The organism is Acetanaerobacterium sp. MSJ-12 (assembly GCF_018917875.1).
Taxonomy (GTDB): domain Bacteria; phylum Bacillota; class Clostridia; order Oscillospirales; family Ruminococcaceae; genus Bittarella; species Bittarella massiliensis.
Genome location: NZ_JAHLPK010000003.1, coordinates 24386 through 36699, shown reverse-complemented (window position 1 = coordinate 36699; position 12314 = coordinate 24386). Strand labels below are relative to the sequence as shown.

At 65.8% G+C, this 12314-nt stretch carries 13 protein-coding genes; 8 read left to right on the top strand and 5 right to left on the bottom strand.

Annotated elements, in window-relative coordinates; translation table 11 throughout:
• Window positions 1-393 precede the first annotated feature (393 nt).
• The 6 genes from KQI11_RS03890 (at window position 394) to KQI11_RS03865 (ending at window position 6482) form a co-directional block, all read left to right on the top strand.
• On the top strand, window positions 394-1560 hold the full coding sequence (locus KQI11_RS03890) for an alkaline phosphatase family protein (RefSeq protein ID WP_216401156.1): 1167 nt from the start codon (window positions 394-396) through the stop codon (window positions 1558-1560).
• 38 nt (window positions 1561-1598) lie between these two features.
• A complete protein-coding gene (gene rlmD / locus KQI11_RS03885) occupies window positions 1599-3050 on the top strand; it encodes a 23S rRNA (uracil(1939)-C(5))-methyltransferase RlmD (protein ID WP_216401155.1) in 1452 nt (483 codons plus the stop codon).
• An 82-nt stretch (window positions 3051-3132) separates the two neighbouring features.
• The gene (locus tag KQI11_RS03880; RefSeq protein WP_021658946.1) at window positions 3133-3612 is read left to right on the top strand and encodes a COG2426 family protein; all 480 of its coding nucleotides are present in this window, start codon (window positions 3133-3135) and stop codon (window positions 3610-3612) included.
• Window positions 3613-3699: 87 nt separating this feature from the next.
• Window positions 3700-4455, top strand: a complete 756-nt coding sequence (locus tag KQI11_RS03875) for a TraX family protein (RefSeq protein WP_216401154.1) — start codon at window positions 3700-3702, stop codon at window positions 4453-4455.
• 637 nt (window positions 4456-5092) lie between these two features.
• Window positions 5093-5602, top strand: a complete 510-nt coding sequence (locus tag KQI11_RS03870) for a prepilin-type N-terminal cleavage/methylation domain-containing protein (protein ID WP_216401153.1) — start codon at window positions 5093-5095, stop codon at window positions 5600-5602.
• 268 nt (window positions 5603-5870) lie between these two features.
• The gene (locus KQI11_RS03865; RefSeq protein WP_353653919.1) at window positions 5871-6482 is read left to right on the top strand and encodes a hypothetical protein; all 612 of its coding nucleotides are present in this window, start codon (window positions 5871-5873) and stop codon (window positions 6480-6482) included.
• 90 nt (window positions 6483-6572) lie between these two features.
• Here the strand turns inward: KQI11_RS03865 and KQI11_RS03860 are convergent, their stop codons facing one another.
• Window positions 6573-6929, bottom strand: a complete 357-nt coding sequence (locus KQI11_RS03860) for a hypothetical protein (RefSeq protein ID WP_185915281.1) — start codon at window positions 6927-6929, stop codon at window positions 6573-6575.
• Between the two features lie 121 nt (window positions 6930-7050).
• Between KQI11_RS03860 and mutY the strand changes: the two genes are divergently transcribed.
• Window positions 7051-8148, top strand: a complete 1098-nt coding sequence (gene mutY, locus KQI11_RS03855) for an A/G-specific adenine glycosylase (protein WP_216401152.1) — start codon at window positions 7051-7053, stop codon at window positions 8146-8148.
• Window positions 8145-8702, top strand: a complete 558-nt coding sequence (locus tag KQI11_RS03850) for an NUDIX hydrolase (RefSeq protein WP_216401151.1) — start codon at window positions 8145-8147, stop codon at window positions 8700-8702. Before mutY ends, KQI11_RS03850 begins: the two co-directional genes overlap by 4 nt.
• Window positions 8703-8779: 77 nt before the next feature.
• Here KQI11_RS03850 and KQI11_RS03845 read toward each other — a convergent pair whose 3' ends face one another.
• The 4 genes from KQI11_RS03845 to KQI11_RS03830 all read right to left on the bottom strand — a co-directional run bounded on the left by KQI11_RS03845 (window position 8780) and on the right by KQI11_RS03830 (window position 12312).
• Complete coding sequence (locus KQI11_RS03845; RefSeq protein ID WP_216401150.1) at window positions 8780-9124, bottom strand: GIY-YIG nuclease family protein; 345 nt, start codon at window positions 9122-9124, stop codon at window positions 8780-8782.
• Window positions 9124-9603: a DUF6530 family protein gene (locus KQI11_RS03840; RefSeq protein ID WP_216401149.1), complete on the bottom strand. Its 480-nt coding sequence runs from the start codon at window positions 9601-9603 to the stop codon at window positions 9124-9126. Before KQI11_RS03840 ends, KQI11_RS03845 begins: the two co-directional genes overlap by 1 nt.
• Before the next feature lie 943 nt (window positions 9604-10546).
• Window positions 10547-11380, bottom strand: coding sequence for an HAD family hydrolase (locus KQI11_RS03835; RefSeq protein ID WP_216401148.1), 834 nt, complete (start codon window positions 11378-11380; stop codon window positions 10547-10549).
• Window positions 11381-11637: 257 nt separating this feature from the next.
• Window positions 11638-12312 carry a YczE/YyaS/YitT family protein gene (locus KQI11_RS03830; protein WP_216401147.1) on the bottom strand — a complete coding sequence of 225 codons (675 nt, stop codon included), beginning with the start codon at window positions 12310-12312 and terminating at the stop codon, window positions 11638-11640.
• Window positions 12313-12314: the final 2 nt, after the last annotated feature.

Below are 12314 nucleotides of genomic sequence, written 5' to 3'. Positions count from 1 at the left end.
CCGCCGGGCAAGCCCCGCAGAGCGCAAACGCCCCTGCCCCGTGCAGGACAGCACCGCTGGGCCAGCCGCGCGGGGCACAAATCCCCCGCCTCTGTCCCCCGCACGCGAGACAGCACCGCCGGGCGCCCGAAGAGGCGGCCCAACCGGGGCGATCTCCCCTTTTCCTGCGCACCGCTGCCGGCGGCGGGAGGATTGGTCCCCAACCACTAAACCCCAAATTGAGCGGGCTTTTCTTTTTTCTGCCCTTTTTTTGCCGTTTGTGGTAAAATGGAAAATGTGTATCCGTCGAACAATCAAACGGCGCTCCCTTTCGCCCTCGCGCCCCGCATCCCCTGGCGAAAAGGAGCGGTTTGTCCCGGGCCGCTGCGCCCAGGGGAAAGGAGGACTGCGTCCATGCAGACCAAAGAAGCCATCGTCTTTCCCGACTACCCCAACAGCCTGTTGGGGGCCATCTCCTCCGTCCTGCGCCACTACGGGGTGCAGGACACCCACGCCACCCTGCCCGAACTGGACCGGGCCCTGCAAAACGGCCCCCGCAACGTGGTCTTTATGATTTTTGACGGCCTGGGGGTCGACATGCTCGAACACAACTTGGCCCCCGACGACTTCTTTCGCCGCCACCTGTGCCGGGAGCTGACCTCGGTCTATCCCTCCACCACCGCGGCGGCCACCACCACCTACAACTCCGGCCTCTCCCCGCTGGAACACGGCAGCCTCGGCTGGTCGCTCTACTTCAAGGAGTACTGCCGCTGCATCGACATCTTCCCCAACCAGGACAGCTTCTCCGGGGAGGAGATCGCCGGCGGCCGGGCAAACGACCGCTTCCTCTCCTACAAGACCATCTACGAGCAGATCGCCGAGGCCGGCAGCGGGGTGCACACCTATAACCTGCAGCCCTCCTTCATCCCCTTCCGGGAGGGTCCCCACACCCTGGTGCACGCCGACGACGTGCAGACCTACTGCGACACCATCGCCGAGATCTGCCAAAACGGCCAGCAAAACTTCGTCTACGCCTACTGGTTCGAGCCCGACTCCACCATGCACAAACAGGGCTGCTACACTGACGGCGTCAAGGAGATGGTCCGCCGCTTTAGCGCCCAGGTCGAGGCCATGTGCGCCCAGCTGGAGGACACCCTCCTCATCGTCTCGGCCGACCACGGCCTGCGGAATGTGGAGCCCCAGCCGGTCTACCTCAACGAGATCGAGGAGCTGGCCGAATGCCTGCTCCTCCCCCCCTCGATGGACGCCCGGGCCGCCTCCCTCTTTGTCCGCCCCGACCGAAAGGCCGACTTCCCCGCCCTCTTCCAAAAGCACCTGGGGGCGGATTTTTTCCTCCTCACCCGGGAGGAGGCCTTTGCCCGCCAGATCTTTGGGCCGGGCGCGCCCCACCCCAAATCGCTGGATTTTGTGGGCGACTTTGTGGCCTGCGCCGTGGGGGACCGCTACCTCAAATACCGCACCCCCAACGCGCCGGGCAAGGGCCATCTCTACTACGGCCACCACGCCGGCCTCACCGCCCCGGAGATGGTCATCCCCCTCATCCTCTGCGAAATGCCCTAGCCCGCCCTCCCCACAACCGTAAAAAAAGGAGCCTATCCATGCCAAAACCCATCCCCAAAAAAGGCGGACAAGCCCGCCGCAAAGGGCCTGTGCCCCAGCCAAAAGGGCGACCAAATCCCCTGCAAAAGGGAAAGCCCGCCCCCGCAAAGGAGGGCCGCCAAGAGCTGCCCACCCAGGTCCTCACCTGCACCCGGCTGGACAGCCGGGGCCGGGGGCTCTGCCTCTGCCGCGGGCGGGAGATCGCCGTCGCCGGTCTCCTCCCGGGGGAGGTGGCCGAGGTGGCCCTTTCCCGCCGCTTCGGCGAGTACACCGGCGAGGTGCGCGCCCTGAAAAAGGCCGCCCCCCTGCGGCAAAAGCCCCCCTGTCCCTACGCCGACCGCTGCGGCGGCTGCCAGCTGCTGCAACTGCAGTACGAGGGGCAGCTGGCCGAAAAGGGTTCCCGGGCCGAGGCGCTGCTGGGCCGCTTTGGGCCGGTGGCGCCCATCCTCTCCGCGCCCGACCCGCTGGGCTACCGCTGCAAGGCCCATCTGGCCGCCGGCAGGGACCGGGGCGGCCGGCCGGTCACCGGCATCTATCAGGAGCACAGCCACCGGCTGGTGCCGGTCAAGCATTGCCTGCTCCACCACCCCCTGGCCGACCGGATCATCGCCACCGTGCGGGAGTTGATGAAGCCCTTTAAAATCGCCCCCTTCGACGAGGACACCGGCGAGGGCTTTCTGCGCCACATCCTGGTGCGGGTGGGACAGCAGACCGGCGAGGCGATGGTGGTGCTGGTGGCGGCCTACACCCTCTTTCCCGGGCAGGGGGGCTTTGTCCGCGCCCTGCGGGAGCGCCACCCGGAAATCAAGACGGTGGTCCTCAACGTCAACAACCGGGAGACCAGCGCCGTGCTGGGGGAGTACGAAAAAGTGCTCTACGGCCCGGGCTTTATCGAGGACGCCCTCTGCGGGATGCGCTTTCGCATTTCCCCCCGCTCCTTCTTCCAGGTCAACCCCCGCCAGACCGAGCGGCTCTACACCGCGGCGGTGGAGATGGCCGGTCTCACCGGCAGCGAGTCGGTGGTGGACGCCTACTGCGGCATCGGCACCATCGGGCTGCTCGCAGCAGGGCGGGCAAAGCAGGTGCTGGGCATTGAGCGCAACCGGGACGCAGTGCGCGACGCCATCGGCAACGCCCGCAAAAACGGGGTCAAAAATGCCCGCTTCGTCGCCGCCGACGCCGGGGAGTACCTGGTGCAGATGGCAGAGGATGGGCAGCGGGCCGACGTGGTCTTTATGGACCCCGCCCGCGCCGGCAGCACCCCCGACTTTTTGGAGGCGCTGGCCGCCATCGCCCCCGCAAAGATCGTCTACATCTCCTGCAACCCCGAGACCCAGCAGCGGGACGTGGACGCCCTCTGCCGCGCCGGCTACCGGGTGAGCCGCATCCAGCCGGTGGACATGTTCCCCCAGACGGCGCACCTGGAGTGCATCTGCCTGCTGGAGCGGTGAGGGAACCGCCGGCGCGGAGTGCCGGCTCCCCCCTCGGGCCGACTCCGGCCCAGCACTGATCAATTTAGGAGGATCTCTCTCAATGCTGAAGAAGTATCTGCTCATCTTTTTGATTTCCATGGTCCCGGTGGTGGAGCTGCGGGGCGCCATCCCCTACTCCCAGGTGATGGGGCTGCCCCTCCTCCCCTCCTACATCGTCTGCATCATCGGCAACATGCTCCCGGTGCCCTTCATCTACCTCTTCGCCCGCAAGGTGTTGGAGTGGGGCTCCACCAAGCCGGTGATCGGCAAACTGTTCGCCTGGTTTTTGCGCAAGGGGGAGCGGGGCGGCCAGAAGCTGCAGGCCAAGGCCGGCCGCGGCCTCTTCGTGGCCCTGCTCCTCTTCGTGGGGATCCCCCTGCCCGGTACCGGCGCCTGGACCGGCACCCTGGCCGCCAGCCTACTGGACTTCGACTTCAAATCCAGCGTCCTCGCCGTCATGGGCGGGGTGCTGCTGGCCGGCGTCATCATGGGGCTGGCCAGCGCCGGGCTGCTGGGGGCCTTCGGCTTCCTCGCCGCCTAACAAGCCACACAGAGGGCCGCTCCCGTCAGCCGATCGGCCGGGGGCGGCCCTCCTGTCCGTCAAACTGCAAAAAAGGAGGGAGAGCAGATGCACCCACCCCGCCGTACCGCCCTCTCGGGCTTTGGCCTCAAGTGGCTCGCCGTCTGCACCATGCTTGTCGACCACATCGGGGCGGCCATCCTGGAGCCGGTCTTCCTCCTCCCCCTCTACGGGCTCTACAAGGGCGGCGGCGCGGGTCTCCCCGGCTGGTACGAGCCCCTGCTCCTGGCAGATATGGCGCTGCGCGCCGTCGGGCGGCTGGCCTTCCCCCTCTTCTGCTTTTTGCTGGCGGAGGGGTTTTGCCACACCCGCGACCGGCGGCGCTACGCCCTGCAACTGCTGACCTTCGCCCTCTTGTCGGAGATCCCCTTTGACCTGGCCTTCGCCCTGACCCCCTTTGCGCCGGACTACCAAAACGTCTACTTCACCCTCTTTTTTGGGGTGTTGTCCCTGCAACTACTGGTCTGGCTGGAGGGGCGAGCGCTGCTCCAGGTGCTGGGGGTGGGCCTCTGCTGCCTGGCGGCGGCCGGGCTCTCTGCCGACTACGGGGCCATGGGGGTGCTGCTGGTGGCCCTCTTCTACCTGACCCGGCGGCAGCCGGCGGCGCGGGCGGCAATGGGGTCCGCCGCCCTGCTCTCCCTGGGTGCCTCGGAGATCCCGGCCCTCTTCTCCCTTCTCCCCATCTCCCTTTACAGCGGCGAAAAGGGGCAGGGGCCCAAGTGGTTTTTTTACTGGTTTTACCCCTTGCACCTGCTGCTCCTCTGGGGGGCCGGCCGCCTGATTGCCGGGGCCGTCGCCCTCTGAAAAAAAGTCCGCCAGTGTTCCCCTTTCCCCCACCACAGGGCAAAAAGGAAGGCCCTCCGTCCCGGGGAGCACAGCAGCCGCACAGGCTGTCCCTGCCAGGGCGTCTTTCCCCCCAGCTCTGCGCAGCCGGGCCAACGAGCGCTCTCCGCCCCTCTTTCCCGCCAACGCCCCAACCTCTACTACCTCGTCGGCTGAAGCTGTCTCCCCTTTCGCAGCCAGTCTCTCACCGGCCCCATGCGGCCGGGCCATCGAGTGCTTTCCACCCCTCTTTCCCGCCAACGCCCCAACTCCTCCCGCCTCTCCAGCCAATGCTGCCTCCCCTTTCGCAACCAGTCTCTCACCGGCCCCATGCAGCCGGGCCAACAAGTGCTCTCCGTCCCTCTTTCCCGCCAACGTCCCCACCTCTACTACCTCGTCGGCCGGAACTGCCTCCCCTTTCGCAGCCAGTCTCTCACCGGCCCCACGCGGCCAGGCCAACAAGTGCTTTCCGCCCCCTTTCCCCGGACAAACTCCACCCAAGAAAAGTCGGCTTTTCTCTTTTCAGTCGCGCCGGGGCGTGCTATAATGGGATAAATAGCGGTGTACAGGGGAAAACGTTGCCCCCCGTCCCCGCAAAAACAGGTTGGAGGAATCGCAGATGAAGGTGCAACAGCTCCTGCGCAGAAAGCGCGCGCAAAAGGGGTTCACTCTGGTCGAAGTGATCGTGGTGCTGGTCATCCTCGCCATCCTGGCGGCCCTGCTCATCCCCTCCATGGTCAAGTGGATCGACAAGTCCCGCTGGGCCGAGGCCGAGAGCCGGATGAATCTGGTGCGCAAAGCAGTCGTCTCCACCGCTGTCGAGGCCTATGCCAGCGACAAGTTCACCCCTGCCGACATCAAAGACCGCACCGTGGACGTGGTCAATGGCGAGGGGACGCTGGTCTCTCCTCCCGGGGCCCTGCAGGACTACTTTGTCAGCCATTTGAAAGAGTATTTGGGCGAGGACCTGACCCTAAAAGACTTTTGGGTGTGGGGCCAGTGCAACCAAGACGGCACCGTCTATTCCCTCGACATCTTTTACTACTTGAAGGGGAGCAACAACCCCCTCCCCGCCCTCCACTACCACGAGGACGCCTCGGGCAGCTCTCTGACGAGGGAGGAGGCGTGATCCCCGCCAGTCTTTCAAAAAAGGGAGCGCAGCCTTTGGGCCGTGCTCCCTTTTTTCCGCCCTTGTATTCTCTTTTCCGCCGTGATAGGATAAGAGGGTAGCGTCCCTCCGACAGGCGCTCTGCGCGGCCGTCTGCCCCTTTGCGGGCAACGGCCGCGCCAAAGCTCAACGGCTCAGGACAGCCCTTGATTTCCAACTGCCCGGCACCCGCCGGGCCGACAAACACCCCCGGATAAAAGAGGGAGAGGAGGAAGCGCATTTGTCCACAGTGGAACTGGATTTTCCCGCCGTCGTAAAGGACGGCGAAGTCATCGGCTACGGCGGCAACCAGGAGTGGTTTTCGCGGGAGTGGCAGCGGCGCGCCGGGTGCGGCAGCGTCACCGGCGCCAACCTGGCCGCCTACTACGCTGCCCGCAGCGGCCATCTGGCCCCCCTCTACCCCGGCCGCCCGGGTGACTTTTCCTACCCCGCCTACCTCACCTGCATGGAGGAGATGTACCGCTACATGACCCCCGGCATCCACGGCTACCCCTTTGCCGGCCGCTTTGCACGGGACTTCGCCCTCTACTGCCGGGAGCGGGGGCGGCACGCCCAACCCGTCGGCTGCGGAAAGATGGCCTCGGCCGGCGACGGCTTCTCCTTTGTCAAAGAGAGCATCGACCAGGGCGACCCGCTGGCGCTGCTCATCCTCCACCACCGCGCGCCCGAGCTCAAGGACGACAACTGGCACTGGGTGACCGTCAGCGGCTACGCCGAGGGGGCGAATGGGCGGCAGGTCCTCCTCTCCGACTGCGGCGAGCGGGGGCTGGTCGGGGCGGACACCCTCTTTGAGGTGCACCCCAAAAACGTCATCCGCATGCTGCGCTTTTCCATCTCGTAGCCGCACAGGCAAAAAAGGGGGCGCCCCTGTCGCCCTGCTCGTGGCGGCAGACAGGCGCCCCCTCTTTTCAAAGAGGGAGGTCCCTTCCCTTTAGAAGCCCCAGCCCGCGTACTGAATGACCACGTCGACCACCGACTCCGACGCCTGCTGGCAGTCCACCAGCGGCACCAGGATGTCCAGCGGAATGGTTGTGGTGCAGCCACAGGCAGCCGGCGGGACCGGGTTGTAGTAGGTCTGGCTGACGATGTACTCGTGCTCCCGCTCCGGGTCGCGCACCTGCAAAAAGACAAAGTAGTCGTTTCCGCAAAGGCCCTCGACGTCGATGGTGACGTGCAGTTTCTGCACCGCCACCGGCGCGGGCACGCAGCCGCACACCGACGCGTGCTGGCACGGGTTCTTGGGGTCGGGCTCCACCGGGCCCAGCGTGGTCTTTAAAATCATGCTCACAGCAATTCCTCCTGTCGGGCAATTCGCCCCTGTATTGACACCCTCATGCTATGCCCGACTTGCACAGAGGGTGCCGAGACAGAAAAGCCCCGGGGCCCTGCCCCAGAAAGGAAACCGCCCTATGGATCTGCAGCCCCTTCTCTCCCCCCTGCCCGACGGCGACTGCCTCGCCCTGCTGCAGGGCGCAGCTGCCCCCCTCCTCGACTGGTACGACCAGAACCGGCGGCCCCTGCCCTGGCGGCTGGAACCCACCCCCTACCGGGTCTGGATTTCGGAAATCATGTTGCAGCAGACGCGGGTGGCGGCGGTCCTCCCCTACTTTCACCGCTTCCTCGAGGCGCTGCCCGACATCCCCTCCCTGGCCGCGGCCGACCCGGAACTGCTCCTCAAGCTGTGGGAGGGGCTGGGCTATTACAGCCGGGCGCGCAACCTGCAGGCCTGCGCAAAGGTCTGCATGCAACAGCACGGCGGCCAGCTGCCCGGCGACTACCGGGCGCTGCTGGAGCTGCCGGGGATCGGCCCCTACACGGCAGGGGCCATCGCCTCCATCGCCTTCGGCCTCCCCGTCCCCGCGGTGGACGGGAACGTCCACCGGGTCTTTGCCCGCCTCCTCAGCGCCGAGGGGGACATCGCCGCCCCGGCGGTGAAAAAGGCCCTCTTCGACCTGGCGGCACAGGCCGTCTCCAGCGACCGCCCGGGCGACTTCAACCAGGCGATCATGGATCTGGGGGCCACCGTCTGCCTCCCCAACGCCCTGCCCCTCTGCGCCTCCTGCCCCCTGCGGGAGTGCTGCCAGGCCCTGGCCCGGGAGACCCGCCACCGCCTGCCCAACAAGGCGGCCAAAAAGGCCCGCCGGGTCGAAAAGAAGACGGTGGTCCTGGCCATCACCTCCCAGGGCGTCCTCCTCCACAAGCGGCCGGACAGCGGCCTCCTGGCCGGTCTGTGGGAGTTTTTGCTGCTGGACGGGCACCTCACCGCCGCCCAGCGGGGCCAGGCCCTGGCCGAGCGGGGCATCCCCGCCGGGCGGGCCCGCCGGCTCGGTCAGGCCAAGCACATCTTCACCCACGTGGAGTGGCGGATGGAGGGGGTCGCCCTCTACTGCCCCCCCTTCCCCCCGCCCGACGGCTGCCGCTTTGCCTCGCTGAAAGAGGTGCGCCAGACCTACTCCCTGCCCGGCGCCCTGCGGGCCTATACCGATTTACTGGAGGAATTGCTTTGAAATTCACCGAACAGCTCGACCACTATACCCCCACCTGCCCGCAGGAGGAGAAGGACCGGGAGGTCATCCTCTCCTACCTGCGCTGCTTTGACAATCTGCTGACCCGCGACAACGAGTTCGCCCACTTCACCGCCTCCTCCTTCATCGTCAACCGGGAGCGGACCAAGACCCTGCTGTGCTACCACAACCTCTACGACTCCTGGGCCTGGACCGGCGGACACGCGGACGGGGACGACGACCTGCTGGCCGTGGCCATCCGCGAGGCGCAGGAGGAGACCGGCGCCCAGACCCGCCCCCTCTACCCCGGCATCTACACCCTGGACATCCTGCCGGTCTGGGGGCACGTCAAGCGGGGCCGCTACGTCAGCAGCCACCAGCACCTCAACTTCACCTACCTGTTGGAGGCGGACGAGAGCCAGCCCCTGGCCGTCAAGCCCGACGAAAACAGCGGGGTGCAGTGGGTGCCCATCGACCAGATGCTCACCTACTCCACCGAGCGGGAGATGCACCCGGTCTACCAAAAACTCATCGACAAGCTGCGCCTCTACGGCTGAACAGACCAAACCGCCCGCCCCACTCCAACCGACAAAACGGCTGGGGTGGGGCGGGCGGTTTTTGAGGGGCAAGCCTTTTAGTAGAGGGTCTCGGGCCTCTCCCGCTCCCGCCAGAGTTCGCCCAGGGCCTTCAGGTCCTCCCGAAAGGCCGCCGGCTCCTGCTCCGGCTTCTTTTCGATCTCCTCCAGCTCCACCAGGGCAAATGCCTGGGGGCCGTCGGCGCACCAGTCGGCCGCCAGTTCGCTGCGGGGGCAGTCCCCCGTCATCTGAAAAAAGGCAAAGCGGTTGCGGGCCCCCTGGGGGTCGGTCTCGGCGAGGATCAGCCGCCGCCCCCTCTTTTGGTTCTCAATGGCGTAGACCAGCCCCCGCAGCGGCCGCTCCTTGTAGCCGCGGATCAGCTCTCTTTTGCGCTCCTTTTCCATCAGTAGCCCATCTCCTTGAGGATGCGGGCGAGAACGGCAAACCGCTCGCCCAACATCTCGTCGTCCTTGGCGAGGGCGTCCTGAAAGAGGCGGATGTCCTCGTCGATACAGGCGTTGTCGGTGCAGACCGAGATCCGCATGGCGTCGCCCTGCAACCCCACCTGGTCCACCGAGGGGTCCTGCTCGTCGTACAGCTTGGGGTAGCGGTAGACGTCGCGGAAGTACTGCTGGGAGCGGCAGACCAGGATGGCCAGATCCAGCACCCGGTGCAGGGGCAGTTCCTCCGACTGGCGGGACCACTTCTCCCCGGTGTAGCGCCAGACCTTGGCCGAGATGTCCACCCGGCCCCGGTCGTTCCACTGGGCCAGCCCCAGGGAAAGGCCCTTTGCGTCGGTCTCGTAGGCACGGCGGCCGTCGATATTTTCGTAGTTTTCGGTCACGATGACCGGTTTGTGTTTGAGATTGGTTGGGATCTTCATCTCGTCGCCTCCTGTTCGCCTATCTTTAGTAATTTACTAAATTACTAATTTAGTAAATTTAGTGTACCCCTTTTCCTCCTCTCTGTCAAGGGCCCACTGCCGGCAGGGCCGGTGGCCCCACATCTGGGGGCCAAGCCCGGCGTTGCCCCCCACGCCTCACGGCGCGGGTACCGCCCGCCACGGACCCTGGGCCCACCCATTCCCACACCGTCACCCAGCCTGCCATCTGCTCCTCTCTACGTCGATTTGCGAGCGCATGTATGTCATCGGGATACCCCTCTGCCCCCGGCACTGCAACCCCCTCCCCGCTTCACAGCTCCGATTTCCGCCCTGTTTCCGCTGCAAAGAGGATGGGATAGTTGCAGTTCCAACTGGTACGCGCTGACATTCTTCTCCCTTCTTCTATCCCTCCTTTGGCGCAGTTGGCAGGCCGCGCTTTCACTGTGTCAAAAGGGATTTCCATGCTCTTCCGATCGCTGACGCTTTTCTGAACACCCCGGCACAACTGAAGGATCCTTCTACACAAAAAAAACAGGCAGCTCCTCGGGGGAGCCGCCTGTCTCTCAATTTTCTTCCCAAAGTGGGGAAACGCAGAGGGTCTTGCCGCAGCGGGGGCAGGTGCCCCCCTCTCCAGCTCGCCCTCCTCGTTGGGCCTCTGGCACATCTCCTGCAAAAAGGCGTAGTCGGCGGTGGAGGGCCCCCCGAGGAGCGCGGAGGTGAGCGCCTCCATCCCCTCTCTCGGTCACCGCCCGCGCCAGCAGCAGAACCGCCAGCTGGTCGGGGGGTTGCAACACCCGCGGGTCGCGCAGGGGACAGCCCGTCCGCCGCCGTGGCCGACCGCACCTTCCCCCTTCTGTTCTCTCCCTTCCCGCCCAGTTGCCCCCTGGCCAGAGCAGAGTGGAGGTCCGCCTGAAAAGACGGTGATTCCTCCCTTTCGGCTGCCCTAGTGGGCGCCGATTTCGTCCAGGTGCCGCAATATTGCCTGGGAAACGCCGCTCTCGGCGTTGGATGCGGTGCGGTACCGGGCCGCCTCTTTGGCCTCGGCAGAGCCGTTTTCCATGGCAAAGGACCAGTGGGCAAAGCGGAGCATCTCCAGGTCGTTGTCGGCGTCGCCAAAGGCCATGGTCTCCTCCGGGGCGATGCCCAGCTCAGCGCAGAGGGCCTGCAGGGCCACCCCCTTGTTGCAGCCGGCGGCATTGAGCTCCAAACTGCCGGGGATGGAAGAGGTGCGCACCAGCCCCGCGGTCTGGGAGATGGCCGCCTGTACCTCCTCTTGGGCCCCCTCCGGCAGGTAGAGGCCGTTGATCTTCTCGATCGGCCGCCCCCGCAGCTGCTGCCACACCCCTTGGGAGGGGGTGTTGTAGGAGCGCAGGTTCTCCAAAAAGCCAGGCGAGAGGCCGCACTCCCCCAGCCGCAGAAAGTCGCCCTCCTCTATGTAGCTGCGGCCCCCAGCGTAGAGCTCAAACACCCCGCCCCGCCGCCAGAGCAGCTGCACCACTGGCTCCCAACAGCCGGGCAGGATCTCCCGCACCGGCTCCACTTCGCCGGTGTCCGCCCGCCGCAGGGCCGCCCCGTTGGAGAGGATGGCGTACTGGGCCACGGCGATCTGCTCCGCCGCGTCGGCCAGGGCCTGCCAGGTGCGCCCGCTGGCAATGGCCACCACCGCCCCCCTGTCCCGGGCCAGCGCCAGCGCCTCCCTGTCCCGGCGGGAGACCCCCTTGTGGTCATCCCCCAACAGGGTGCCGTCCAAATCGGTGACGATCAGTCGTATGCCCATCTCGTTTCCCTCCACACTCTCGTTCTCTCCGTCCATTATATCACAAGCGCGCAACGCGTGCAGCGGTATTGGTCGTCGGGCAGGGGGCAAACGGCGTTTGCGCATCTGCCCGGCCATCCCCGGCATCATGGCTGCAAAGCGGCCGTGATACCCCATTCTCCGCCCCCGCCATTCCGGGGTGGCGGGCGCAAAAAGGGGCGGTGGGAGCAAAGTCGCTCCCACCGCCCCATCTGGTGGTAAAATCCGGCTGAAAAGGGCTACTGCTCCTCTTCCTCCACCGCGTAGACCTTCGTGGGACCCATCCCCGCCAGCTTGTAGACCATGGGGGTCAGCCGCGGCTTGAGGATGTCGACCCCCTTGCCCACCAGGAGGATGCTCACCAGGGTGCCAAAGCCCCAGGGTGCCTTCATCAAAAGCGCCAGGGCAAACATGACGGCGTAGACGATGTAGAGGCCGACGCCGTAGGTCTTTTTGAGCATCCGCTCCCCCACCGTGAGGGAGAGCATGTCCAGCGCCTGAATGCCCAAATCGATGGGCAGATAGTAGGCCAGGGCCAGGGTGATGAGCAGGTTGCCGATGACCGGGTAGAGATAGGCCACCCAGCCAGTGGCAAACTCGGCCCCCGCGATCGAGCGGATGACCCCGTTGAAAAAGTTGATGCAGGGCCCGGTGCAGAAGGCAAAGATGACAGAGCCCACATTGACCATCTTGCGGTCGATGAAGATGAAGGCCACGACGATGGAGACGTTGCAGATCATCGACACGTCCCCCACCTTGAGGCCGGTCAGGTTGCCGATCCCCTGCTGAAAGGCGGTAAAGGGGTCGCTGCCCAGGTTGCCAAAGACGCAAAGGGAGATCCCCAGCGCCATCAGCGGCACCGCCGGGAGCATGACCAGCGTCCGCCGCAGGTACCCCTTGACTTTATCACTCACGT

Bases quoted from the DNA above. Each gene is read 5' to 3' on its own strand.
- KQI11_RS03890 (WP_216401156.1), top strand. From the start codon at position 394: ATGCAGACCAAAGAAGCCATCGTCTTTCCCGACTACCCCAACAGCCTG.
- rlmD (WP_216401155.1), top strand. From the start codon at position 1,599: ATGCCAAAACCCATCCCCAAAAAAGGCGGACAAGCCCGCCGCAAAGGG.
- KQI11_RS03880 (WP_021658946.1), top strand. From the start codon at position 3,133: ATGCTGAAGAAGTATCTGCTCATCTTTTTGATTTCCATGGTCCCGGTG.
- KQI11_RS03875 (WP_216401154.1), top strand. From the start codon at position 3,700: ATGCACCCACCCCGCCGTACCGCCCTCTCGGGCTTTGGCCTCAAGTGG.
- KQI11_RS03870 (WP_216401153.1), top strand. From the start codon at position 5,093: ATGAAGGTGCAACAGCTCCTGCGCAGAAAGCGCGCGCAAAAGGGGTTC.
- mutY (WP_216401152.1), top strand. From the start codon at position 7,051: ATGGATCTGCAGCCCCTTCTCTCCCCCCTGCCCGACGGCGACTGCCTC.
- KQI11_RS03845 (WP_216401150.1), bottom strand. From the start codon at position 9,124: ATGGAAAAGGAGCGCAAAAGAGAGCTGATCCGCGGCTACAAGGAGCGG.
- KQI11_RS03840 (WP_216401149.1), bottom strand. From the start codon at position 9,603: ATGAAGATCCCAACCAATCTCAAACACAAACCGGTCATCGTGACCGAA.
- KQI11_RS03835 (WP_216401148.1), bottom strand. From the start codon at position 11,380: ATGGGCATACGACTGATCGTCACCGATTTGGACGGCACCCTGTTGGGG.